This is a genomic window from Lewinella sp. W8 (genome assembly GCF_004375085.3).
In the GTDB taxonomy this organism is placed as follows: Bacteria; Bacteroidota; Bacteroidia; order Chitinophagales; family Saprospiraceae; genus Neolewinella.
The window spans coordinates 96,758-121,100 of record NZ_SNAQ03000011.1 but is presented as its reverse complement, the minus strand read 5'-3'; the positions used below and the strand labels follow the sequence as shown (position 1 = coordinate 121,100).

Below are 24,343 nucleotides of genomic sequence, written 5' to 3'. Positions count from 1 at the left end.
GCCCTTAGGACGCCATCGCGATGCTTTTTAATAATAATTTGGCCGTTTACCGCCCCCGAATGAATCCATTTGTTTTGCAATTTTTGACACAAAAAAATAATTTTTATCAGTTATTTAAACATAAAGTTGCAATAAATGACTTTTGCCACTATCTTGAACACACATTAACCACTCACCGCAATGAATAAGTACCGTACCGAACTCAAATGGGCGCTCATTTTTACCGGCATGATGTTTCTCTGGATGATCGGAGAGCGCCTGACGGGGCTGCACGACGTGCACATCGATAAGCACCCCATCTTCACCAATTTTGTGGCCATCCCGGCCATCATCATCTTCGTCCTGGCCCTACGCGAAAAGCGGGATAAGGACCTGGACGGCAAAATGACCTGGATGCAGGGCTTCATTTCCGGCTTGATCATTTCGGTCATCATCGCCGTCCTCAGTCCGCTGATGCAGTTCATTACGCTCACCTACGTATCTCCCCAATACTTCGAAAACGCCATCGCTTATTCCGTCGAAAGTGGTAACGCCACCCAGGAAGAGGCAGAAAGCTTTTTCAACCTGAACAGCTACCTGATCATGGGAGCCATCGGCTCCATTTTCATGGGCATGGTCACCTCGGCGATTGTTGCCATTTTCGTGCGCAAAAGCTAGCCTCGCTCGTCATTTCCCCCCACAATTTCTCTTCCTCCGGGCTTTGCGGTTACCTTAGCGGCAAAGCCCGTTTTCTATGTCTACCTTTTCCTTTTTGCTCGAAGGCCTGCGCAATATCCGCACCACGGGAACCTTTACCCGCAGCAGTCCGGCACTTTGTCGGGCCGCCATTGACCGCATCGATTTTGCCAAGGCCAAGGTTATCGTGGAACTCGGCGCCGGCGACGGGGTCATCACCCGCTATATCCTCGACCGATTGGGAAAAGACGGGAAAGTCATTGCCTTCGAAGTAAGCCCCGACCTCTGTGATGATATGCGCGCCATCGGAGACCCCCGACTCGTGGTCGCTCAGGACAGTGCCGAAAACATCCGCAAGTATCTGGATCAAATCGGTGCGGACCTGGCCGATCACGTCGTTTCCGCCATCCCCTTTGCCGCCCTCCCGGAGGCCCTGGGCAAATCCATCGTCGAAGCGGCAAAAACCAACCTTCGTCCCGGCGGATGCTACAACCAGGTCCACTACAGCCTGAAGACAAAATCGTACTACGAAGCCGCCTTCGGCCAGGTAGACGCTCATCGGGTGTGGGCCAACCTTCCGCCAGCATGGGTGCTGTACTGCAAAAAGGAAGTCTGAGCAAAACGTCCCTCGCCTACAACCTCTGGAACTGCGGGTAGAAATTTTGGTACCCTGCGACAATGAACTCCCGTTCGCAAGAAAACGATAGCATAACTTTCAACTTAGTTAGTAAAACTATTGTATTCCTAGCAGCACTAGTTCTTCACCGCGATCGCAAAGCCTCCCGCCTTGCCGCCCAAAATTTTCTCCGATGGCCCTGTACGATAAAATCAAGTGGATCCTGGGGATACTCCTGGTCTTCTTTCTGATTCTGACCACCAACCTGATTGATCGGCAAAACTTTCGGATTGTCACCAACAGCATCGAAACGATTTATGCTGACCGACTAATTGCCAAGAACTTAATCTACGACCTAAGCGGCTACCTCCACGAAAAAGAAGTTCGTTTCATCCGCCAGAACCAACAATCCTTTGATGGTGAAAATGACATCATCAACGAGCAGTGCAGGGCCCTGATCGAAGCCTTTTCCAAAACCAAACTCGTGCCGGAAGAAGAGATTGTTTTCATCCAGTTTCGCCGGGCCTTCGAAGAACTGGCCCAGTATGAAGGACGAGCTAGTGATGCGGCCCCAAACGGCGAACCCTATTTTAATCAGCTATCGCGCTTATCTGACCTACTTGATGAGCTGTCCAATATTCAAATTATGGAAGGCCGACGGGAGCTAAAGGAAAGCCGGCGGGCACTCAAGGCGGTAGATTTGTTTACCAATCTCGAAATCTACATGCTCGTTTTCATGGCCATTATCGTGCAAATTCTGGTGATGTACCGCTCTCCGACATCTTCCGCAGAATAAAATAGCTAGGGGCGACGTAATTTTCCCCAATGTTTCGTCGCCTGCTCCCCCTCGCCTTTCTACTGTCAATTTCCGCACTACTTCCGGCCCAGGATATCGGCCTGCACCCCCCGGAAGTGGACTGGCAGCAATTACGCAGCCCTCACGTCCGGGTCATCTTTCCGGAAGGGTACGAGCAACGTGCGCAGCGGGTCGCCTCCCTGATTGATCGCCTCGCCACGGAACACAACCGAAGCGTGGGCGAAAAGCTGTACGATTTTGACCTGGTGCTACAAACACCCAACACCCGCATCAACGGATACGTGGGCCTGGGTCCCTTCCGCTCGGAGTTTTTCGTCACGCCCCCCCAGAGCTTTAGCCTCCTCAGCACCGCCGACTGGGTGGATCTGCTCACCATCCACGAATTCCGTCACGTGCAGCAGGCAAGTAACGAACGGAGGGGCATCACAAAGCTTTTCTCCTACCTCCAGGGACAACTCGGCTGGTCCGTGTTCTCGGCCCTGGCCACCCCGAACTGGTTTACCGAAGGCGATGCCGTCATCGCCGAAACGGCCCTGACCGGATCCGGACGCGGGCGAACGCCCGCCTTCAGCGAAACCCTACGGGCCATGCTACGTGACGATATTATTTACTCCTACGCCAAGGCGAGAAACGGAAGCTATCGGGACCTGGTTCCCGATCATTATCGCTACGGCTACGCCATGCTTACTTACGCCCGGGAACGCTACGGCAATGACGTCTGGAAGCCCATCCTGCAGGAGGGAGCCGCCTACCGGGGACTGATTTACCCCTTCAGCAATGCGCTAAAAAGGGCCACCGGTTTCACCACTCCCGAACTGTATGATACCACCATGGAGGCACTTGCGGCGGCGCAGGACAGTGCGCTCAAGTCTCGCCGGGTGCTGGAAGGCGTCGCTTACGCTCCCGCCCCGAAGGTGAACACCAATTATCGCTTCCCTCTGATGGATGATCAGGGGCGTCTACTGAGCCTGCGATCCAGTTTTACCCACATACCGGCTCTGGTCTCGGTGGATCCGACGACCGGCAAAGAATCCATCCTGACCACCATCGGTTTTCAGCGGGAACCCTGGCTTGACGTGCGGGACAACCTCGCCCTCTGGATTGAAAACCGCCAGAACCCACGGTTTACGAACGAGGGGTTTTCGGAAATCATCGTCTACGAACTGGGCAGCGGCCGCAAACGACAGATCACCAAAGAAGGGCGCTATCTCTCCGCTCGTTTCAGCCCGGACCGCCGACAAATTGCCGCCGTGGAATACCTCCCCCTCGAAGGGAAACCCTCGCTGGTTATCCTCAATACCCAGGATGGTACGACACTCCAGAAGTACGCCATTCAGGCCCGGACCATCGCCTGGCCTACCTTCGCTCCCGACGGACAAACCGTCTACTTTTTTGAGCAAACTGACCGGGGTATCGCCATTGCGGCCCTCGACCTGAACTCCGGCAACAAGCAATTGCTGACCGACTACGCCACCACCGCCGTCGATATGCTGACCGTCGACGAAGCAGGCAAGCTGTACTTCACCAGCGGCCGAAGTGGCGTGGACAACATCTACCGTCTCGACCCCACGAATCGGCAGCTCACTCAACTGACCCGGGCCACCATCGGGGCGGCCTATCCTTCCGTGGGGGCCGACGGAAAAATTTACTACGCCGAACCGCAATCCACGGGCATGCACCTCCGGGTACTGGCCCCGTCCGTCGCCAAAGCCGCCGGGGAACCGGAGGCCGACAGCCCGGGAATTTTCACCCGCCCGAAGGCCTTCTCGGCAGAAGAGATCAACATCGTCCGCCAGCTCGAACAAGGTGAGTACCCCACCGAGAATTTTTCGAACACCCTCGGCGGCATCAAGCTGCACAGCTGGTCCTACAACGGCAGTTACGTTGCGCCCGGGCTGCGGATTGAAGCCACCAATGCCCTCAATACCGTAGACATCGGCGCCGAGGTGCTCTACAACCTCAACGAAGAACGCTACTCGGGTGGCCTTCAGGTTGACTACGGCGGCCTGTACCCCGTCCTCTCTGCCGAAGCCATTTTTCGGGACCGTAACTTCAGCGTCCTCGACCCGGCCACCGATACCATCATCGTTCGTCGGCAAGAGTTTAATCAGCTGAGCTTTGGCGCCGGAGCGCGGGTGCCGTGGCAGTGGGTGGATGGCCCCATGTTCACCCGCCTGACGCCCTCGGTCAGCTACGACTACCTGACGCTGAACGACGCCAACCTTGAAGATCTCCCCGACAACTTCAGCAGCCTCGGGGTAGGGATCAGCTTCTCCTCCCTCCGCCGCATCGCCTACCAAAACGTGCAGAGCCGCCTGGGCATCTCCCTTGAGGTCGCCTATGACCGCGCACTCGGTGACGAAAACCTGGGGGAACGGCTGCGCCTGAATTCTTCCCTCTTTCTACCGGGGCTCTGGCCCAATCACGGATTGCGGCTCGACTTTGGCTACCAGCGGGAAGACGCCAACCTGAGCTACCAGTATCCCGACTTCTTCCGCTACGCCCGCGGCTACGCCGCGCCCCTCAACGATCAGGTGAGCCGGTTCAGCGTGAACTACCAGCTGCCCCTGCTCTACCCCGATTTTGGCATTGCCGGCATTACCTACTTTAAACGCATCCGCCTCAATGCGTTCTATGATTACAGCCGCTACCGGATTGACCAGTACGACTTCACGGGAGTGGAAAGCTCCGTGGGCGGTCAGCTTTTCTTCGACAACGTCTGGCTGAATTCTTCCGAAATTACGCTGGGTGTGGAAACGGCCTATCGGTTGGACCCCGATATTTTCTCCGCCGACGAGAACAGGTGGCAGTTTCGTTTGCTCTTCGGCGGCTTCTTCTAAAGCGCAAAAAACAATAGTACCTTTGGGACTCCCGTTTTCAATTGCCGGAGGGGATTCCTCCGGTACTAATCCTATGACATGACTACTCTACGTTACTTTACCCTGTTCCTGGCCCTGGCCGTGACGACGACCCTGTCCGCTCAGGACAAAGGGGACGCCTACATGAGCGAAGCGGCCGAGGCCGTCTGCGAATGTTACCAGGCAAAAGAAAATCCCAGTACCGCCAGCGAACGCCAGATGCTACTCGGTACCTGCATGATCCAGCACATCGAAAAGGACCGGGCCAAGGCCGAAGCCGCCCTCGGGCCGATCGACTACAACAACTCCACGGCCATGACCCGCATCGGGGAACGCCTCGGCGTTAAGATGCTGGAGTTCTGCCCCGACATCATCATGGCCCTGGCCGGAGAATCGATGCAGGGGGAGGAAGAAACCGAAACCCCGGCTAAGGAAGCTTCCATGACGGCCACCCTGAGTTCACTCCCCACCACGGACCCCGCTATGGTCCGCTTCGTGTCGGCCGATGGCCGCCCGGTGGATTTGCTCTGGCTGGAATTCTTTCCCGGAGCGGACCTGCTCAACACCATGGCCGTAGGCAAGAAGTTCACCATCCAGTATGCGACGGTTGACATCTTCTCCGGCAAGACCGGCGAATACGTTACGCGGCGGGTGATTAAGTCCCTGAAGGTCGCTCAGTAAGACCGCATAATCCCGGAAGGACTGCCACCGGGAAATACCCCGGCATCCTGCACCGGCTGAGCCGAGTATTCCGCTTCGCTTCACGCTCCGTCGCATTGTCTAAAAGCAATGACTCCAACGAGCATTCCGGGACCGGCAACAAAGGAAAATTTCACGATACGTAATGAACTCCGGCCATCGCAAGTAATGCGATGGCCGGAGTTCGTTGGGGCCATCCTCCCCTAGCGCTGAAGCACCATTTTGGCGTTGTAGGACCGGCCCGCAACGGATACGGACAGCACGTAAGCCCCGTTGGTCATGGCGGCAGGCAATTCAAGCGAGGGCGCATCCACGGAAAACACCCCCTCGGTCAGGGTCCTTCCCGCCAGGTCGTTGATACGATACACGCCTTCCTGGTCCGGCGCAAGGTCGTTCGGCAGCGCAAAGCGCAGCGTACCGGAACGCACTGGATTGCCGAGGATAAACAGTTCCTCTACTTCCAGGGGCACCTGACTGGGCTCCGTCGGCACGAAGCGGAACAGCGCCCGTTCTTCCGGACTTAGGGCCTCCAGGTTAAGCGTTCCGCCCGCATCGTGTACCCAAATCCAGGAATCCGCTTCCGCAAATTTTCTTTCCACCACGGCGGATTCCCCGAAGGACAGCTCGCTACCCTCCGCCAGATAGAGGTGTAAGCCACCGGCCGCCGTTCCCGGCAACTGCAACAACCGCAGTCGGTTATTGAGGGTCATCCGGGCTCCCTCCTTCAGGGTCAACGACCCGCCATCGCGGGTGGCGAACAGCCCCCGACCGTTGGCACCGTAGTCCACTTCGGCGTTGGGCCCAACCGCAAAACCCGCTCCGGTTTCCAGCATCACGCAGGCGGCGTTGCTGCCAAAGCGCAGTTGGTCGTTCCCCACCTGATGAACCGTGTTCTCGGGAATTACCCGTTCGATGAGGAAATCAAAACAGGACCCGAAATACCAGTCGTCATAGACAACTTCCAGATTGTGCCGCAGACTATCCTGCCCGCCTACCTTACCGGCAATTAGCCCCGTGAAGGGCGGGAAAGCGATATCGTCCCATTCCGTGATGTACAACTGCATGGTGACCGCCGTATCCGGGTTCGGGGAAAAGTTAACCTCGGTGTACCGAAAACGATTATTTCCCGGCACTTCCTCCACTACCTGCGGTAAGTAGTAAAAGGATGCAAAGGCTCCGTCGCGGGGGAGCGAAGACACGACTTCGGAAGGAGAAGCCCAGTAAAAGGACCCCGTGAAATTATCCGGGCCATAATTGATTTCATCCACCTCCTCCCGCAGCGAATAGTCCGGAGCTTCGGTAAGGAAGAAGCCGTAGGTAGTCATCAGCGGGTCTTCCGCGGTTTGCTCCAGGTAAAGGGTTAACCCCATTTCCACGAGATGCTGCCGTTCGAAGCGTTCGGAAAAGAAGCAATTCGTGGCACCGATCTCCGGATAGACGTCCGAAAAAGTGTACTCGAAAACACGCGGAATGGTGTCTTCGGCTACCGTTTTGAGGATTTGGCTGGAGCATCTGTCACCACAATCTTCCAGGGTTTCCAGGGTTACGTGGATATTCCACAGCGTATAATCGATGATGTGATCCACGTAGGGAGCAATGGCGGGTCGGGACCCTTCGGGATAGCGCAGGCGGTAGTGAAGCGGTCGGTCAAAATCAAAGTCCGAGAGGTCCAGATCGTAGCGCGTGGGGCGATCCTGCAGTACGAAGGTGGGGCACCAGCTGCTGTCAATTTCTCCTTCGTAGGTATCGTCTTTGGTGAGGAATACCTCGTAGTGCTGCGGAAAAATTCCGGTAACGGTAGTATCGTAGGGGCAGTTTCCTTCCACCAGGTCCGTCTGGAAATTAATCTGTCCGCAAAGCGTGCCGCTCAGAATGATGGTCAGCAGTGGTAATAGGGGTAAGCGTCTCATGGGTGGGTGAATAAGTGGTGAGTAAAGGCCGGGGATAAAAAGGTAGTCAATAATCCCGGCAATTGGTAGACGGGGATTATTCCGGTGCCCCAATGGTCGGCGGGCCGCTAATCTTTCCCGCAGCGCGACAAAAAAAGGCCACCGCAGATGACTACGGTGGCCTTTTGGCGAGTGGTTCGCGGGGTTTACAAACCGAGGAGCAACAGCGTCGGATCCTCGAGGAGTTGCTTCACTTTTACCAGGAAGGTAACGGAGCTGGAGCCATCGATGACCCGGTGATCGTAGCTCAGCGCCAGGTACATCATGGGTCGGATTTCCACCTGCCCGTTCACCGCCACCGGGCGCTGAATGATGTTGTGCATCCCGAGGATGGCGCTCTGGGGCTCGTTCAGAATCGGCGTACTCATCATACTGCCGAACACCCCACCGTTGGTGATGGTAAAGGTCCCTCCCTGCATCTCTTCGATGCTCAGCTTGTTGTCGCGTGCGCGGGCCGCGAGGTCCTTCAGTTTCTTCTCGATGTCCGCAAAATGCAGGCTTTCGATGTTCTTGATGGGGGGCACGACCAGTCCCGTGGGGGTAGAAACCGCGAAGCTGATGTCGACGTAGTCGTGGTAAATCAGGCTTTTGCCGTCTTCGCTCAGGGCGGCGTTCACGTCGGGCATTTCCATCAGTACCTGGGCGCAGGCCTTGGCGAAGATGGACATGAAGCCGAGTTTTACGCCGTACTTCTCCACAAACTTTTCCTGTACGCGTTTCCGCAGGGCCATCACTTCGCTGAGGTCAACCTCGTTGAAGGTCGTCAGCATGGCCGTCTCGTTTTTGGCCCGGACCAGTCGGGTAGCGATCGTCCGGCGCATCCGGCTCATCTTCTCCGTCCGTTCTTCCCGGCTGAAGTTAGCGGCGGGAGCGGGGCTGGGGGCCGGAGCGGCTTTTTCCGTTTTGGGCGCGGGCGCAGGTGCCGTGGCCTTATTGGCGGCAGCGCGCTGGGCATCTTCCTTGGTGATTCTTCCGTCGCGGCCGGAACCGTTGACCTGAGAAGGATCTACCTCTGCTTCACGGAGAATTTTTCCCGCCGCGGGGCTCGGCGTGCCGGTAGCGTAGGAGGTGCTGGCCGCCGGAGCGGGAGCAGCTTTTTCTTCGGCGGGGGCGGGAGTAGCGGGGGTCTCCTCCTTGGCTGGTTCGGCGGGGGCATCACCTCCTCCGGAAGGCTGGCTTACGCTGGTGTCAATCTTGGCCACCAGGGCACCGATTTCCAGGTCGTCGCCTTCGGCGGCGACGTGGATGATCTTTCCGGCAGCTTCGGCCGGAAACTCCAGCGTGGCTTTATCGGATTCAAATTCACAAATGGGCTCGTCCAGTTCCACATATTCTCCGTCGGCCTTCAGCCACTCTGAAAGGGTTACTTCGGTTACGGATTCCCCGATCACGGGAACTTTCATTTCGACGATACTCATGTCTGAAAAATTTTCGCAAAGGTGAGGCCTACCCGGCGTATTTCCTAGGGAAACTGGTGGGAATAGGCGATCTTAAAAAACGCACTCCACAACCAACACCAAAGGTCGGTGGAGGTTGAGTTTTTTTACCGATCCGGCCCATTAACGGTCAAAAAGAGTTGTCCAGACAAAAAAAGGACGATGTCCGCCGTGGCGGACATCGTCCCGATCGCTGTAGAGGCAGGAGTCGAACCTGCACGGAGCGGTTAGCCGCTGGCTGAACTTGCCCCTCGGAGAATCCGCCCGATCAATTCGGGAAGAAGCCTCCGAGGAGAAATCCGGCCGGGTTTTTACCGTGATCCCCACCCGCGAGACAAGCGGGCATGGCTGCCAGTTTCATCACTCTACAAAGTAGTGGATGCCATACATGCATCCGGTGTTGGCTGTAGGAGAAGGAGTCGAACCTTCATGAGGGGGTTAGCCAATTGATAGATAGGTGGTTTATCCCCGAACCCTCACCCGCGAGACCAGCGGGCACGGCTGCCAATTTCGTCATCCTACAAGTAAGGGGAAGAAGCGTTCTCCTTCCGTGGCTGTAGAGGCAGGAGTCGAACCTGCACGGGGCGGTTAGCCGCTGGCTGAACTTGCCCCTCGGAGAATCCGCCCGAACGATGCGGGAAGAAACCTCCGAGGAGAAATCCGGCCGGGTTTTTACCGTAGTCCCCACCCGCGAGACAAGCGGGCATGGCTGCCAGTTTCATCACTCTACAAAGTGTGGATGCCATACATGCATCCGGTGTTGGCTGTAGGAGAAGGAGTCGAACCTTCATGAGGGGGTTAGCTATCAGCTAGATCAATAGTTTATCCCCGAACCCTCACCCGCGAGACCAGCGGGCACGGCTGCCAATTTCGTCATCCTACAATTAAGGGAAAGAAGCATTCTCCTTCCGTGGCTGTAGAGGCAGGAGTCGAACCTGCACGGAGCGGTTAGCCGCTGACTGAACTTGCTCCTCGGAGAATCCGCCCGAACGATGCGGGAAGAAACCTCCGAGGAGAAATCCGGCCGGGTTTTTACCGTGATCCCCACCCGCGAGACAAGCGGGCATGGCTGCCAATTTCATCACTCTACATGGTTGTCGGCAAGTTTGATGGCGAACCGTTGTTCCGCCCTTGCAATAGCAAAGATGCAACCAATGAGCGCTAAAAAACAAATTCATTCAATAAAATAGGTAAAAATTTACATTATTGTCAATAAATAACCCCAATAAGTATTATTTTTAAAATTTCAATTACTTTCTTCCTTCATTTATTGTGATATCGGCATCCGCTTCCGTTAATGAAGCGAAAAACCTTCTGGTAAAACCCGAAACTTCGCCTTAAATGCCCCCTGATTTACCTACTCTGCCTCAAACCAGAGCCTCATGTCCTTATCGCCGACCCGGTAATTGGTCTTAATCTCCTCCCCGGCCTCAATTTTCCTGATGGAGGTAAACCTGATTTGCTTGAACTCATAATCGAGGGTAAAGTCGGCGTTCGGAGACTCATCGTGGTTATAGAGTGATCCGAGGCCAAGGGCAATCGCCGCCCGATCTCCGCCCCACTGGAAATAGTAGTCGTGGAGCCGGGTCTGGTGAATGGCTTCCCGATCTTCCGCCGACAGAATAATGACGGGTGCCAGTTCAATTATGCTTCCTTCTTCAATGGCCTGTCCCGTAAACACTCCCTTACCTCCGAGTTCACTGGGGGCTACGTACAAAAAGGGAAGGTGAAGCATGGAGGTGGCATTGGTCCACCCTTAAGGTACGGGAAAACCGCCAAACCCCGACCGACCGGAATCAGACGATCAGGTTTTCGTTGAGGAGAATTTCCTTCATTTCCCGGTTGAGGCCGGGGCTTTCCCGCAGGAACAGATCGTGGTCCGTCCGGTAAGGGTCCTGCAGGACAAAAAACCGTCGTAGCATCACGCCGTTGGAGTCGGAGCGCTGAAGTTTCTCCACGATTCCCTTTTTCTCAAAATATTTCATCTCCCGTTTGATGACGGCCAGGGGAAGCCCGGTGGCCAGGATCAACTCCTGAGCCGTTACGCGAAAATCGTGGGCGCGAAAGATCATCATCAAATCCTCCATGGTAAGAAAGGGGTCGGAGGACAGCTCGATGGGCGCCCGCTCTTCGAGCGGGTCCCGCAACCCAAAGTAGTGACGGCCCCTACTATTCGTGTTTCGGCGAAGGATGCCGTAATGCGCCATGGCGTTGAGGCGGTTGCGGGCAGCCCCCAGAGATAATCCGGAGAGGTCCCGCAGCCGGTGAGGGGAAAGCAGTCCATCTGGTTGCTGATCGATGAGTCGCAGGAGGTCCGCATCCGTTATCTCCCGTTGCGTCGAGGCGTTTTGTTTTTGTTGCCTGGCGACCAGAAAGATGACCAGAGCCACCATTAATACCACCACACCAAGGGTTACTGAAATGATTACGGCATCTTCCATAGTTGATCAATTAATTGACGTTTGTGCGCGATCGGTCGGTATTCCGCCCCTTAGACCAGCAAATCATCGTTTCGCAGAATTTCCTTCATTTCTAAATCCAGCGTTTCAGCTTCCCGAAGGAAAGCCTCGGGGTTTTGCAGGTAGGGATCTTTGAGGACGTACTGCAGGGGACTGTCTCCCGGACGGTTGATGAATACCGCGTCGATAATTTTCTTTTTCGCGAAATGCTTCATTTCGCGCTGAATCACCTTCCAGGGCAGACCCGTGGCCATGATCAGGTCCTGGGGGCTCACGCGGTAGTTATACGCCCGGAAAATTTTGTGCAAATCTTCGGTGGTCAGAAAGGGATCGGAAGACAGGCCCTCAATCTCCACTTCTTCCAGGGGGGCGGTGAGCTCATAGTACAGGCGCATGCCGCCACCGGCGTGACCGGCCCGCAGGATGTGCCCCATGGACAAAACCTGTAGTCGGGAAGAGGCTTCCGTTTTACTCAATCCCGTCAATTCCTGAACCTGAACCGGGGAAAGAATACCGTCGGGGCGGTTCTGAAAAATTTTGAGGAGCTCCTTATCGGTGATGATCCGCTGGGTATCCCGGTTTTGTTTCTGACGCCGTTGGGTGTAGAAAATTAGCCAGGCGATCATTCCCAGAAATAAAACGGCAAGGCAGATCAACACGATAACGGGGGCCTCCATGGGTGGGGTTTTATAACATCACTAATGGCAATTTTAGGGATTGGGTTGTATTCGGGAGTAATAGTGCCGACGTAAAAAGTAAAAAACCTGGCCTTCTGGCTTAGCTTTGCACCTGCGCACCGTCGGCAAATACACCACAACCGCTACGATAACGCGCCCCGATTGCCCTGCCTTTCCTACACCAAATAATCACTCCACCGTGATCCAAATTTTCGTCACCGGCGGCACCTTTGACAAGGAGTACAACTACGTTACCGGTAACCTTTTCTTCCGGGATTCCAACCTCCCCAAGATGCTCGAGGTCGGGCGCTGTACCCTGGACGTCAAGATTCGCACCCTCATGATGGTCGACAGCCTGGAGCTCACCGAAGCGGACCGCGAAATAATCGCCAATAACTGCCGCAAGGTCGACACCAATCAAATCCTGATCACCCACGGGACCGACACGATGGTGGATACCGCCGAGTATCTGGCCAACGCCGACATCCGCGACAAAACCATCGTACTCACCGGCGCCATGATTCCCTATGCCTTTGGATCTTCCTCCGACGGATTCTTCAATCTCGGTAGTGCCCTGGCCTTCGTGCAAACCTTACCCCCGGGTGTTTACGTCGTCATGAATGGCCGCTTCAACAGCTGGGATGGCGTCAAGAAAAATCGGTCTACCGGCATCTTCGAGCAGGTGTAGCGGGTAGGATTCCCCCGCATCCCAAAGTAAATCATTAGGTTAGTTCTCCGTTTTCTTTCTTCTTTATGGTTTCCACTAAAAGCAAATTATCATGATGCCCGCCTGGCTTGGTCGATTTATGCTCCGCCTGAATGGCGGCATTCGCGTAGTGGATGAGAATGACGGCAACTGGCCCAAAAAGTGCGTGGTTCCGGTTGCTCCCCACACCTCCAACCGCGACTTTCCCTACGGGCTCTACGCACGTGCCGTAGTGGGGCAGTACATTAAATTCGTGGGAAAGTCCACCCTCTTTAAGTTTCCGCTGGGCCCCATTCTCAAAGCACTGGGCGGGGTCCCGGTTGTGCGCGAAAAGCGCACCAATTTTGTGGACTCCGTGGCCAAGATCTTCCACGAGCGGGAGGAGTTCAAGCTCTGCCTGGCCATCGAGGGCACCCGATCCAAGGTGACCAAATTCAAGACGGGATTCTACTTTATCGCCAAGGCCGCCGGCGTCCCCATGGTGCTCACCAAGTTTGACTTCGAAAACCGGATCATCCATTTTTCCAAGCCCTTCTGGCCCACCGACGACATCCGGGCCGACTTTGATTTCCTTTACCGCCACTACGATGGGGTCAAGGGACTCGTCGCAGAAAACAGCTTCGAGTATGACCCCAGTGTGCTCGACGAGTTACCCGTGGTGAAAGGTTGAGGGATTGAAGGACAGAAGGATTGAATGACGGAATATTCAATCCTTCATTCCTTCCGTCCTTCAATCATTCCCTAGACCGCTTCGATGATCATCGCGCTGGCTCCCCCACCGCCGTTACAGAGCGTGGCCAGTCCGTATTTTCCTCCCTTCGTTTTGAGGACATTCAGGAGCGTAACCACGATGCGGGCACCGGAAGTACCCAGCGGGTGACCGAGGGAAACCCCACCGCCGAGAACGTTCATGTTGTCCCCGTCGATGTCGAGCTCCTTCGCAAAGGCCATGGGCACTACGGAAAAAGCTTCGTTTACTTCCAGGTAATCAATATCCTTCATCTCCAGGCCCGCCCGCTGGAGCGCCAGGGGAGCCGCCAGCGTAGGGGCAGTGGTGAACCACTGCGGTTCCTGAGCGGCGTCGGCGAAGGAAACGATTTTAGCCAGGGGCGTCAGGCCCAGTTCTTTTAGTTTTTCCTCACTGACCAGCACAACGGCCGCGGCGCCGTCATTGATCGTACTGGCGTTGGCGGCGGTTACCGTTCCTTCTTTGGAAAAGGCAGGGCGGAGGCTGGGAATTTTGTCAAACTTGACGCGCTTGTATTCTTCGTCTTCCGTGATCACGAGGTCATCGCCCCGTCGTTGGGGTACGTGCACTGGCACGATTTCGTTGGAGAAGGTACCGTCTTCGGTGGCCGCGGCGGCGCGTTGGTAGCTGTTGATGGCGTAAGCATCCTGCTCTCCGCGACTGAAGCCGTACTTCTGCGCCGTAGCGTCGGCACAAACGCCCATGGCGTTCTGGTCGTAGGCGTCGGTAAGGCCATCCTTACTCAGTCCGTCGACGAGCTTGCGGTCGCCAAACTTGGAGCCCCAGCGGGCGTCCGGCACGTAGTAGGGAATATTGCTCATACTTTCCATGCCACCGGCTACGACGATGTCGTTGTGGCCCAGCATGATGGACTGGGCGCCAAACATGATGGCCTTCATGCCACTGCTGCAGACCTTATTGATCGTCGTACAGGGAACCGTATTGGGGATATCAGCCCCCAGCGCCGCCTGGCGGGCGGGCGCCTGCCCCAGGTTAGCGGATACCACGTTCCCCATAAAAACTTCCTGCACCTGATCCGGTGATACGCCGGCGCGCTCCAACGCGCCACGAATGGCGGCTGACCCCAACTGGGGGGCAGTGAGTGAAGTAAACATTCCGCCAAAGGAGCCGATGGGGGTACGAACGGCGGAAGCGAGGTAAACGGTGGTGGGCATGATAATTTGGTTGTCTTGGCAAGAAAAACGGACAAAGCTCCGCAAAGTTCGCCTTCAAAATGGTAGGAAACGACAAAGCCGCCCGCATTTTTCATTTTACTTTCCCCGGCGGTCCACCCCCAATTCCGGGGCAATAAAAAATGACAAAGTATTGGGACAAGACAACCCTGCTCCGGGCAACGGGTTCTTCAACGTACTAACCAATCCGACACACGCCGTGAAACAGGTTTCCGAACTCCTGCACCTACTCGATCTGGAACAACTGGAAGTAAATTTATTCCGTGGACAAAGCCGCTCCGTAGGCAGCGCCCGGGTGTTCGGCGGCCAGGTACTGGCCCAGGCCCTGAGTGCGGCCATGCGGACCGTACCCAAAGACCGGTTCGTGCACAGTTTGCACGGCTACTTCGTGCTTCCCGGAAACCTTGACATTCCCATAGTCTTTGAAGTCGACCGGATTCGCGACGGAGGATCCTTCACCACCCGGGCCGTGAAGGCCATCCAGAATGGTGCCGCCATTTTCCACCTCACGGCCAGTTTCCACCTCGATCAGGAGGGCTACGACCATCAGGTAGATATGCCCGACGTTTTGGGCTACGATGAGTTGGTGAGTTACGAAAGCATGGCCCGGCAGTTCGGGGATAAGCTACCGGAAAACATCCGCAAACTGCTCAGCGTAGAGCGGCCCATCGAATTTCGGCCCGTAGAATTTCACAACCCCTTTGCCCACGAAATTTACGAGCCCTACCGTAACGTGTGGTTCAAGACTTACGGGGAGATGCCCGACGAGCGGCACGAGCACGAGCTGGTGCTGGCCTACGCCAGCGACTACAACCTCCTGACCACCGCCCTGCTTCCCCACGGCAAGGCCACCGATTACCGTAACCTCCAACTGGCCAGCCTGGACCACGCCATGTGGTTCCATCGCCCCTTCCGGGCCGATGAGTGGCTACTCTACAGCATTGACAGTCCTTCGGCCAGCGGTGCCCGGGGATTCACCCGGGGAAATATCTTCAACGTCAGGGGGGAACTGGTGGCCTCCGTTGTCCAGGAGGGGCTCATGCGCAAGGTAAAAAAATAAAGAAAGCCCAAAACGCGGAGCGAGTTGAGCTTTCACATCTGTCTCTCCACAGAGTAAGTTCATGTGAACCCGCTCCGTAAAGTCTGGATTGGTAGGTCTGTAACCGATTATTCTTTCTTGAACAGGTACTGAATGTGGCTAGCGGGGTTGGCCACCTTCATGGGGTCCCACTTACCTTCCTGTACTTGTTCCACGATGTGGTTGATGATTACCATCACGTCAATTTCTGCCGGATTTTGCCCTTCCTCCATGTGCGCCTGGTAGATGCGTCCGATTTCCATCGTAATGAACCCGGCAACCGCCGCCTGAGCGGCGCTGGACGCCAGTGTTTTGAACAGGGGAAAAGAAGTGGCCAGGCCAGCGGCGATCCCCGTGAGAATCCGACTGCCCAACGAAGTGATCCCGGAGGTAATCGCCGTACGGAGCAATTGCTCGTCGATATCGTATTCGTAGACGTCCGCCAGATCCTTGATCATCTTGGTCTGCAGAGCCGTATTGGCGGCAACGTCCAACCCGAAGACCGGAATTAGTCCGGTAGCGGTGCCCAGTAGGGCGTACCGTTTAATGATACTGTTGGCCTCTTCCCGCTGAGCATCAGAAACCATCGGAATGGGTAAATTATCGCTATTCGAACTCATGTTGCCGTTTTATTTATTGCAGCATAATGAGGGGGCAAGATGTTCACTAAGGTAAACCGGTGGGGCTATTCTCCCGCCTGGTCCAGTAACAAGGACGCCAATTCATCGCTGCGAATGGTGATTGTGCCGGTGGCTTCGTCGACTTCTACTTGCCCGGCCCGAAAATGATCTTTGGTACAGGTGATGCTGATGCCGCCGAAGCCCGCCCGCAGGAAAAAGCGCTTGCGCATGGATCGTTTATCGACCCGAAAGCCTTCGTCCAGGGAACCATCCCCCTCGGCGAGTAACTCGCGCAGCGGCGTTTCGTTGCCGTAGAAGTGTTCGTCAAATTCCTGTACCCGGATCGTCTGCTGCGGTTGCTTGGCGGCGTACTTCAGCAGGGCGCGTTCAAAGTCCCCCTCCTCCATGGCAAAGCCCGTTTCCTTGTCTTTGGGGATCGGCAATTCTTCTACCATCTCCAGGAAATTGTGGGTAAGCTCCGTGCTCGTTTCGGGGCGGTCCAGCCCCACCCAGTCGGTGAAGTACTGACTGATGCTGCTCTGGGTGCGGGCGTGGCGAATCATCTGCACGTTGCGTCCAGCTCCCGCCAGCAGGCGCACGGCCATGGCCATGTGGTCCACGTCCAGGTAGTGGGTGGTGCTGAGCTTTAGCGCCTGTTCATCCTCATCGTTAACGAAGATCATGCCCGGCGTATCGCGGATGAGAAAAATGCCCAGCATCCGCTGTTCTTCCATCGTGTAGTCCGCGTAGAGCAGGTAGCCCCCCTTGGCACCAATCACTCCGCGAAGGCTACTCTGCAGGACCTTCATGGTTTCCTCGCTGAAGGACAGGAAGGCCTGGCGGGCCCGTCCTTCTTCCAGCCAGGTTTGGTAGAAGGCGGGAAACAGGGACTCATCGGGGGCGGACAAAAAGCCCTGCAGCAGATCGTTCTTGCGTTCGAAGATCTGATCGAGGCGGCCGATGAGTTCAATGGCCTGCTCCGTAATGGGCAGGGGCTCCTTGCTCAACAGCAGTTCCGCTTCCGCCGATTCGGGCTGCTTCTTCAGTTCATGAACGACCAGGTGATGCACGATGAGTTGATCCATACGGCGAAGGTACGGCAAGGATTGATTTGGGCGACGCAGCGCGGGTGCAATGACTTTAGGTTTTAGGATCAAGGCTTTAGGATCAAGGAACAATTGATCAGCGATGAGGATTTCACGGGTCTCAATCCTGAAGCCTAAATCCTTAATCCTACTTCCTCTGCCTCAATCCCTATCTTGACTACCAAAACACACCTCCATGCGCCTGACGGTACTCTTCCTTTTATTGCCCTTTCTGCTTCCGGCTCAGGGCCGCGAATTTTCCGTGGAACTCCCCGCCGACATGGCCAATAAAAACCTGGACGGTCGCCTGATGCTCATGCTATCCACCAATCCCGACGTAGAGCCACGCTTCCAGATCAGCGACGGGCCCGGCACGCAAATTTTGGTGGGACTGAACGTGGAAGGTTGGGCACCCGGCACCAGGATGATCATCGGCAAAAAGGGACAAAGCCTGAACGTCTACCCTCACCAAAGCCTCGCGGAAATTCCCGCGGGGTCCTACTACGCTCAGGTGCTGCTCCACCAGTACGAAACTTTTACCCGGGCCGACGGGCACACCGTTAAACTCCCCATGGACCGTGGGGAAGGACAGCAGTGGAACCGCGCACCGGGGAACTTACTCAGCACGCCCGTTCGGGTGGAAGTCACCAAAGAGAAGGGCAAAACCATCGCCCTGAAGTTTGACCAAACCATTCCCGAGATCACGCCTCCCGAAGACACCGAATGGATCAAGCACATCAACATTCGCTCGAAGCTCCTGAGTGATTTTTGGGGAAGGGATATGTACCTCGGTGCCCACGTGCTTCTGCCCAAAGACTGGAACAAACACCCCGAGGTCAAGTACCCACTGGCCATCATGCACGGCCACTTTCCCTACAACTTTGGAGGCTTCCGTACCACCCCTCCCGACGAGGATATGCCCTGCGAATTCAGCACCCGCTTCGGCTTGGATTGCTACAATAAGATCCAGCAGCAGGAAGCTTACGACTTTTACCGGACCTGGAGCGGTCCCGACTTCCCCCGGGTGCTGGCCATCAAAATCCAGCACGCCAACCCCTACTACGACGACAGCTACGCCGTCAACTCCGAGAATCTCGGGCCCTACGGCGACGCCATCACCTACGAGCTCATTCCCTACATAGAAGAACAATTTCGCGGCATCGGTGAAGGTTGGGCGCGCTTTGTGTACGGCGGAAGTACCGGCGGCTGGGAAGCCCTGGCCGTACAGGTAAAATATCCCGACGAATACGGCACCTGCTACGCCGCCTGCCCCGATCCGATCGACTTCCGCGCCTTCACGGTGGTGGACCTATATAAAGACAAGAATGCCTACTACCTGGAAAGCACCTTCAAGCGCACCGAACGCCCCGGTCGGCGGGATAGCCTGGGCCACGTATCCAGCACGCTCCGGGAAATGAACCAACGGGAACTCGCCCTCGGCGACCGGAGCCGTAGCGGACAGCAGTGGGACATCTGGGAAGCCGTCTACTCCCCGGTCGGTCCCGACGGTTACCCGCAAAGAATCTGGGACAAGGAAACCGGTGAGATTAACCCCGACGTTGCCCGCCACTGGCGGGAGAACTACGATCTGGCCTACATCATGCAGCGCGACTGGGCCACCCTGGGCCCGAAGCTGGTCGGCAAGGTCAACATCTACTGCGGCGACATGGATAACTACTACCTCAACAATGCCGTGTACCTGACCGAAGAGTTTCTGGAAAGTACCACTACGCCCTACTACAATGGTGAAATTACCTACGGTGACCGGGCCGAACACTGCTGGAATGGCGACCCCAATGAGCCCAACGCCATCAGCCGCTTACGCTACCACCGCATGTTCATCCCCAAGTGGGCCAAGACGGTGGGTTTGCTCGCGCCCGAGGGCGCGGATTTGACGAGCTGGCGGTATTAGGTTGCTGGCTGGTGGCCTCGCTTCGTTACAGCTTCGCTATGGTTGGTAAAACAACGGGGGAGAAAACCAATGGCTTTCTCCCCCGCGAGATACTTTGTTAATTGACCAGTACCCTACTGGATGATGCCTTCGATGGCACCCTGGGCAATCATCTCGCCCATCTTGTGGTAAGTACCATCTTCCAGTTTTGAGCGCACAGCCTTGAAGGCGTCCAGGGTCGTTTGGATATCCTCCTTGGTGTGCTCCGCCGTGGGGATGAGGCGCAGGAGAATCGTTCCTTTGGGGATTACCGGCGGCAGGACGATGGAGCAGAAGATATTGTAGTTCTCCCGCATATCGTAGATCAGGGCACCGGCTTCGTAGGGGGTTCCGTGCATGTACACGGGGGTAACGCAGGCACCGGTATTTCCGATGTCGAAGCCAGCTTCCCGCAGACCGTTCTGCAGCATGTGGACATTGTCCCAAAGCTTTTCCCGCAGTTCGGGCATCTCGCGCAGCAGACGCAGACGGGTAAGGGCGCCCTTCACCATGGGCATACACAGTGACTTGGCGAAGACCTGGCTCCGCAGGTTGTAGCGGAAGTACTCAATGATCTCCTTGTCGGCAGACACGAAGGCACCGAAGCCGGACATGGCTTTGGCGAAGGTGGAGAAGTACACGTCAATCTGATCCTGTACTCCCTGGGCCTCGCCGGCGCCGGCGCCGGTGGCGCCAAGCGTACCGAAGCCGTGGGCGTCGTCCACCACCAGGCGGAAACCGTACTTCTCTTTGTACTCACAGATTTCTTTCAGGATACCCTGCTCTCCGCGCATACCAAAGACGCCTTCGGTCACGACCAGGATACCACTATTGCGCTTTTCGGCCTCCTTCTTGGCCTGCTCCATCCGCACGAGGAAGTGATCGATGTCGTTGTGCTTAAAGGCGTATTTCGGTCCCTGGTGCATCCGGATACCGTCCATAATGCAGGCGTGGTCGTCGCGGTCGTACACCACCACGTCGTGGCGGGAAAGACAGGCATCCACGATGGACATGATGCCCTGATAGCCAAAGTTGAGCAGGAGCGCGCCTTCTTTGTGGGTAAACTCCGCCAGCTCCTTTTCGAGCTGGATGTGGGCGTCGGTTTCCCCACTCATGATCCGGGCACCCATGGGGTAAGCCATACCGTAATCGGCCGCCGCCTCGGCGTCCGCCTTGCGGACTTCGGGGTGGTTGGTGATGCCGAGGTAGGAGTTGATGCTCCAGATGATGCACTCCTTGCCGCGGAACTTCATCCGGGGACCAAGGTCACCTTCCAGCTTGGGGAAGGAGAAATATCCGTGAGCTACTTCCTGGTACTGACCCAGGGGGCCACGAAACTCTTTGAACTTATCAAATATGTCTTGCATAAGCGATGCGCTTTTAAACGGGTGCAAAGATAAGGTTATCCCCTGACACTAAGACCATTGCCGCCGAACTAGAAAAAGCTTTTACCCGAAACCAACAATTGCTCCCGGGCTTCCGGGATGAATTTTTTCTTCTTTCTCTCCGCAACTAAGGCAGGTTACTGGCAGCGGATCTTTCTTCTCCGCCTAGAGAACCTCCTTACACTCCCCAAAAGCGCGTCCCCCGAAAAGGGGATGATATCACCTTATTCGATCCGTCTTTTTATCTTTATTGTCACCGATAGAATTCGCTCACCCTCGATATCATCCCGCAATGCACATGCCCTACTCCACTCGCCTTTTTGCTACTTTGCTCCTTACGGTAATGCTCGGCACCTGCGTCCTCGCCCAGGGAAAAGGTACCCGCGCCCTGGAAGAAGTCAAGCTCGATCAAGTCTACAGCACCTACGATCTGGACGGAACGGGCGTGCTCGTCATCATGCTCGACCGGGGCATCGATTATCACCACCCGGCCTACCTGAACGCCGACGGTACCACCCGGCTCGCCTACGTTTTTGACATGATCGCTCCCCACGACGGTAACCCCTACGGCGTGGGCACGATTCTGGACGAAGACGACATCAACGGGGACCTGATGACCGACGGCCCTCCCCTGAGCAACGACAACCACGGGCACGGAACGGCTACCACCGGCATCATCGCCGGCAGCGACGCCGGCCTGAACAACAATGACTTTGGCGGAGTGGCCCCGGGGGCCACCATCATCAGCGTCAAATTCGTCCAGGACGGTTTTCCGGCGGGCAACGGACAAGACGCCGAAGCTGCGTTTTTTGATCCTACCTACATCGCCATTGCCCTCGAATTTGCCCGTGACAAGATTGAGGAACTCGGACTTCCCTCCGTAACCTTAATGAACATCGGTAGCCTCGGCGGCCCGGCGGACGGCAGCAGCTCCGTGAGCCGGGCCATCGCCGATTTTGCCGAAGACCACCCCTTCGTCTGTGGGGTCGGTGACGATGGCGGACAGGATAACGTTACCAAAGGAACCGTCAGCCAGGGACAAACCACCAGCATCCGGATTCAGAAAATGGAAGCGGGAAACATGGACGTCGACCTTTGGTACTCCGGCGCCGATCGCTTCCGCGTTCGCCTCACTACCCCCAACGGAGTGGTGATCGCTCCGGCTACACCGGGAAATAACGCCGGTACTCGGGCTGACGGAGATGGCGTTTCGGTCTGGCACAATGGCACCGATCAGGACTTTTACGGTTCCACGGCCAACCGTCGGGAAGTCTTCATCCGAATCCCTTCCGGAACGGGTGTTTTCACCCTCGAACTGACCGGGAACAGCGTCAGCGACGGCAGCTTTATCGGGGTAATGAATCCCGGGACCTACAGTCGCGACAATAAATTTCTGGATTTCGCCACCAACGAAAGCAGCATCAATGATTACTCCGCTACGCCCGGAGTAATTTCACCCGCGGACTACGTACTGGACCCTACCTGGCGCGACATCGACAACGTTTCCCGCGGATTGACCGGCCAGGGAGCTCCCGGAGAAATCTGGATCGGCTCCAGCAAGGGCCCGACCCAGGATGGTCGCCTCGGCATCGATTTTGCCGCTCCCGGAGAAGTGCTCTTTGGCCCCTACAGCGCTAACTCCTTCTACGCCCGCAATGCCTTCCTCCAGGCCCAGGGCAGCAATGGTCTTTTCGGTGTTCAGAATGCCGTGTCCGCCGCCGCTCCCCTTTCTACCGGGGTGATTGCCCTCATGCTACAGCTGGACCCCACTCTGACGCCCGCCGATATTCTGACCATTCTGCAGGAGTCGGCACGCGAAGACGGTTTTACGGGTTCCACGCCCAACAATACTTTTGGCCACGGTAAACTGGACGCCAAGGCGGCCCTCGACGAGGTCAACCGCATTGTCTCCACCCGCGATCGCTTCAGCCGGCTTCCCGAAGTGCAGCTTTCTCCCAACCCCGTACGTGACCTGCTGACCCTGACGGCGGACGCCGAGGCCGCCATCCAGGCCTGGACCCTGACGGACCTCACCGGTCGGGTGCTACGGGAGGTAAAAACGCCGGAAGTCCCTACCCTGAACATTCCGGTCGCGGCGCTTCCGAACGGGACCTACTTTCTGCGCATTCATACGCGGCAGGGCGCAACGGTACGGCGGTTCGTCAAGCAGTAGGCTACTAACCGAGTTATGCACAAAATCTTCCGGTGGAGTTGTCGTGGGGTGCTGGCCGTGGTCATGATCCTCCTTTTTTCCTTCCTCGTTCAATTGCATTATCGGCCATACTACGTCAGCGATCAAAGTGGCACCTACCCTGCGGACGTCCTCGCTCAGGCGCGGTATTTGAGTAAAGTCATTCATTCCGGTGGTGCGCAGAGGATGCAGGAAATTTTCCCCGAAGGTTTTCTCTTCATGCACGCGCTACACGCCCTAAGCTGGGCCACCATTGCCGAAAGTGGTCGCCACGACATTTTTGTCCATCAGGATTACGTAGAAGGGGAAGCCATCAGAGCGATCACCTGGTCACTGCGAGCAATGGAATCTCCGGAAGGTAAACGGCCCTTTACCAAAGACATGTCCCCCTCCTACGGTATTTTCTATCGGGGATGGACGAATTACGTGCGGGCCAAAAAGATTCACCTTTGGTCGGAGCCCGAAGACATCATCAACTTTCAGAAAAGTTCCGACGAAATTGCCCGCGCACTCCGGGAAAGCGAGGGGCCCTTCCTCCCTTCCTACCCCCATGCCGCCTGGCCGGCGGATATGGTCGTTGCCCTGGCCTCGCTCGCCCGCTACGATCACCACTTTGGCACCCAACGGTACCAAAACTTGCTGACGGATTGGGTCACCTCGGTTCGCGGCCAACCGGATCCGGCAACCGGATTGATTCCCCATGCCGTATCCGCTCCGGGCAACCAACTACTTGAGGGCGCCCGGGGCTGTTCCCAGAGTCTCATCCACTGTTTCCTGCCCGAAATTGATGGCCCTTTCGCCGAAGAACAATTCCAACTCTACCGAAGCCAATTCTTCACGACCAGACTGGGGCTACCGGGAATCCGAGAATACCCCGTTGGCCATAGCGGTAGCGGGGACGTCGATTCCGGTCCGGTGATCTGGGAGATCGGTGGCGCAGCCTCCATCGTGGGACAAAGAGCGATGCTGCTGCACGGCGAAACCGAGGTTTACGTCGGATTACGCAACGCCATTGAGGCTTTTGGTCTGCCCCTGCGGCTCGGGAAAACCAAAAGGTACCTGGCGGGCGTACTCCCCGTTGCCGATGCATTCATCGCCTGGTCCAACGCTACCGAGCAATCAGCGCAGGAACAGCTTCCTCGCTTCAACTGGGGCAAGAGCCTGCAGTTTTTCCTGTTGATTATCCTTTTCCTTTTGGGTTGGACCTTCGTGAAATTGTGA

The 24,343-nt window shown here is 56.4% G+C and carries 21 protein-coding genes and 1 riboswitch; of the genes, 12 read left to right on the top strand and 9 right to left on the bottom strand.

The features are described 5' to 3' along the window. Positions 1–180: 180 nt before the first annotated feature. The 5 genes from E1J53_RS13620 to E1J53_RS13600 all read left to right on the top strand — a co-directional run bounded on the left by E1J53_RS13620 (position 181) and on the right by E1J53_RS13600 (position 5,647). Positions 181–657 (top strand): DUF4199 domain-containing protein, encoded by a 477-nt coding sequence (locus tag E1J53_RS13620; protein ID WP_134273002.1) that lies wholly within the window; start codon positions 181–183, stop codon positions 655–657. Between the two features lie 76 nt (positions 658–733). Next, on the top strand, positions 734–1,291 hold the full coding sequence (locus E1J53_RS13615; protein WP_134273001.1) for a class I SAM-dependent methyltransferase: 558 nt from the start codon (positions 734–736) through the stop codon (positions 1,289–1,291). Between the two features lie 193 nt (positions 1,292–1,484). Beyond that, a complete protein-coding gene (locus E1J53_RS13610; RefSeq protein WP_134273000.1) occupies positions 1,485–2,087 on the top strand; it encodes an MCP four helix bundle domain-containing protein in 603 nt (200 codons plus the stop codon). Between the two features lie 29 nt (positions 2,088–2,116). After that, entirely contained in the window at positions 2,117–4,948 is a 2,832-nt protein-coding gene (locus E1J53_RS13605) for a PD40 domain-containing protein (protein WP_134272999.1), read from the top strand. A gap of 78 nt (positions 4,949–5,026) precedes the next feature. Further along, on the top strand, positions 5,027–5,647 hold the full coding sequence (locus tag E1J53_RS13600; RefSeq protein ID WP_134272998.1) for a hypothetical protein: 621 nt from the start codon (positions 5,027–5,029) through the stop codon (positions 5,645–5,647). A gap of 221 nt (positions 5,648–5,868) precedes the next feature. On the opposite strand, the gene E1J53_RS13595 is transcribed toward E1J53_RS13600, so the two are convergent. Further along, on the bottom strand, positions 5,869–6,990 hold the full coding sequence (locus tag E1J53_RS13595; protein WP_253931716.1) for a hypothetical protein: 1,122 nt from the start codon (positions 6,988–6,990) through the stop codon (positions 5,869–5,871). Then, positions 6,973–7,048: riboswitch (Fluoride riboswitch) on the bottom strand. (Overlaps the previous gene by 18 nt.) Between E1J53_RS13595 and E1J53_RS24290 the strand changes: the two genes are divergently transcribed. Further along, positions 7,045–7,557, top strand: a complete 513-nt coding sequence (locus E1J53_RS24290) for a hypothetical protein (protein ID WP_253931713.1) — start codon at positions 7,045–7,047, stop codon at positions 7,555–7,557. Its footprint overlaps the riboswitch before it by 4 nt. 203 nt (positions 7,558–7,760) lie before the next feature. Here E1J53_RS24290 and odhB read toward each other — a convergent pair whose 3' ends face one another. From odhB to E1J53_RS13575, 4 genes are all read right to left on the bottom strand, one after another. Next, positions 7,761–9,032 carry a 2-oxoglutarate dehydrogenase complex dihydrolipoyllysine-residue succinyltransferase gene (gene odhB, locus E1J53_RS13590; protein ID WP_134272996.1) on the bottom strand — a complete coding sequence of 424 codons (1,272 nt, stop codon included), beginning with the start codon at positions 9,030–9,032 and terminating at the stop codon, positions 7,761–7,763. Between the two features lie 1,375 nt (positions 9,033–10,407). Continuing rightward, positions 10,408–10,785: an SET domain-containing protein-lysine N-methyltransferase gene (locus E1J53_RS13585; protein ID WP_134272995.1), complete on the bottom strand. Its 378-nt coding sequence runs from the start codon at positions 10,783–10,785 to the stop codon at positions 10,408–10,410. A gap of 61 nt (positions 10,786–10,846) precedes the next feature. Continuing rightward, the gene (locus tag E1J53_RS13580; protein ID WP_134272994.1) at positions 10,847–11,491 is read right to left on the bottom strand and encodes a hypothetical protein; all 645 of its coding nucleotides are present in this window, start codon (positions 11,489–11,491) and stop codon (positions 10,847–10,849) included. A 50-nt stretch (positions 11,492–11,541) separates the two neighbouring features. Then, positions 11,542–12,186, bottom strand: coding sequence for a hypothetical protein (locus E1J53_RS13575; RefSeq protein ID WP_134272993.1), 645 nt, complete (start codon positions 12,184–12,186; stop codon positions 11,542–11,544). A gap of 199 nt (positions 12,187–12,385) precedes the next feature. On the opposite strand from E1J53_RS13575, the gene E1J53_RS13570 reads away from it, so the two are divergent. Further along, positions 12,386–12,874, top strand: a complete 489-nt coding sequence (locus E1J53_RS13570; RefSeq protein ID WP_134272992.1) for an asparaginase domain-containing protein — start codon at positions 12,386–12,388, stop codon at positions 12,872–12,874. A gap of 91 nt (positions 12,875–12,965) precedes the next feature. After that, entirely contained in the window at positions 12,966–13,562 is a 597-nt protein-coding gene (locus E1J53_RS13565) for a 1-acyl-sn-glycerol-3-phosphate acyltransferase (protein ID WP_253931707.1), read from the top strand. Positions 13,563–13,633: 71 nt separating this feature from the next. Here the strand turns inward: E1J53_RS13565 and E1J53_RS13560 are convergent, their stop codons facing one another. Continuing rightward, positions 13,634–14,815 (bottom strand): acetyl-CoA C-acyltransferase, encoded by a 1,182-nt coding sequence (locus tag E1J53_RS13560; RefSeq protein ID WP_134272991.1) that lies wholly within the window; start codon positions 14,813–14,815, stop codon positions 13,634–13,636. 217 nt (positions 14,816–15,032) lie between these two features. Here E1J53_RS13560 and tesB point away from each other — a divergent pair, with 217 nt between their 5' ends. Continuing rightward, positions 15,033–15,893, top strand: coding sequence for an acyl-CoA thioesterase II (tesB, locus tag E1J53_RS13555; RefSeq protein WP_134272990.1), 861 nt, complete (start codon positions 15,033–15,035; stop codon positions 15,891–15,893). 107 nt (positions 15,894–16,000) lie between these two features. On the opposite strand, the gene E1J53_RS13550 is transcribed toward tesB, so the two are convergent. Continuing rightward, entirely contained in the window at positions 16,001–16,531 is a 531-nt protein-coding gene (locus E1J53_RS13550; protein ID WP_134272989.1) for a DUF697 domain-containing protein, read from the bottom strand. A 65-nt stretch (positions 16,532–16,596) separates the two neighbouring features. Then, positions 16,597–17,616 carry a nucleoid-associated protein gene (locus E1J53_RS13545; protein WP_134272988.1) on the bottom strand — a complete coding sequence of 340 codons (1,020 nt, stop codon included), beginning with the start codon at positions 17,614–17,616 and terminating at the stop codon, positions 16,597–16,599. A 196-nt stretch (positions 17,617–17,812) separates the two neighbouring features. Here E1J53_RS13545 and E1J53_RS13540 point away from each other — a divergent pair, with 196 nt between their 5' ends. Further along, complete coding sequence (locus tag E1J53_RS13540; RefSeq protein WP_134272987.1) at positions 17,813–19,528, top strand: alpha/beta hydrolase-fold protein; 1,716 nt, start codon at positions 17,813–17,815, stop codon at positions 19,526–19,528. Positions 19,529–19,641: 113 nt separating this feature from the next. On the opposite strand, the gene E1J53_RS13535 is transcribed toward E1J53_RS13540, so the two are convergent. Continuing rightward, positions 19,642–20,913, bottom strand: a complete 1,272-nt coding sequence (locus E1J53_RS13535; RefSeq protein ID WP_134272986.1) for a pyridoxal phosphate-dependent aminotransferase family protein — start codon at positions 20,911–20,913, stop codon at positions 19,642–19,644. A 316-nt stretch (positions 20,914–21,229) separates the two neighbouring features. On the opposite strand from E1J53_RS13535, the gene E1J53_RS13530 reads away from it, so the two are divergent. Beyond that, positions 21,230–23,104, top strand: coding sequence for a S8 family peptidase (locus tag E1J53_RS13530; RefSeq protein ID WP_173021483.1), 1,875 nt, complete (start codon positions 21,230–21,232; stop codon positions 23,102–23,104). Positions 23,105–23,119: 15 nt separating this feature from the next. Next, positions 23,120–24,343 (top strand): hypothetical protein, encoded by a 1,224-nt coding sequence (locus E1J53_RS13525; protein ID WP_134272984.1) that lies wholly within the window; start codon positions 23,120–23,122, stop codon positions 24,341–24,343.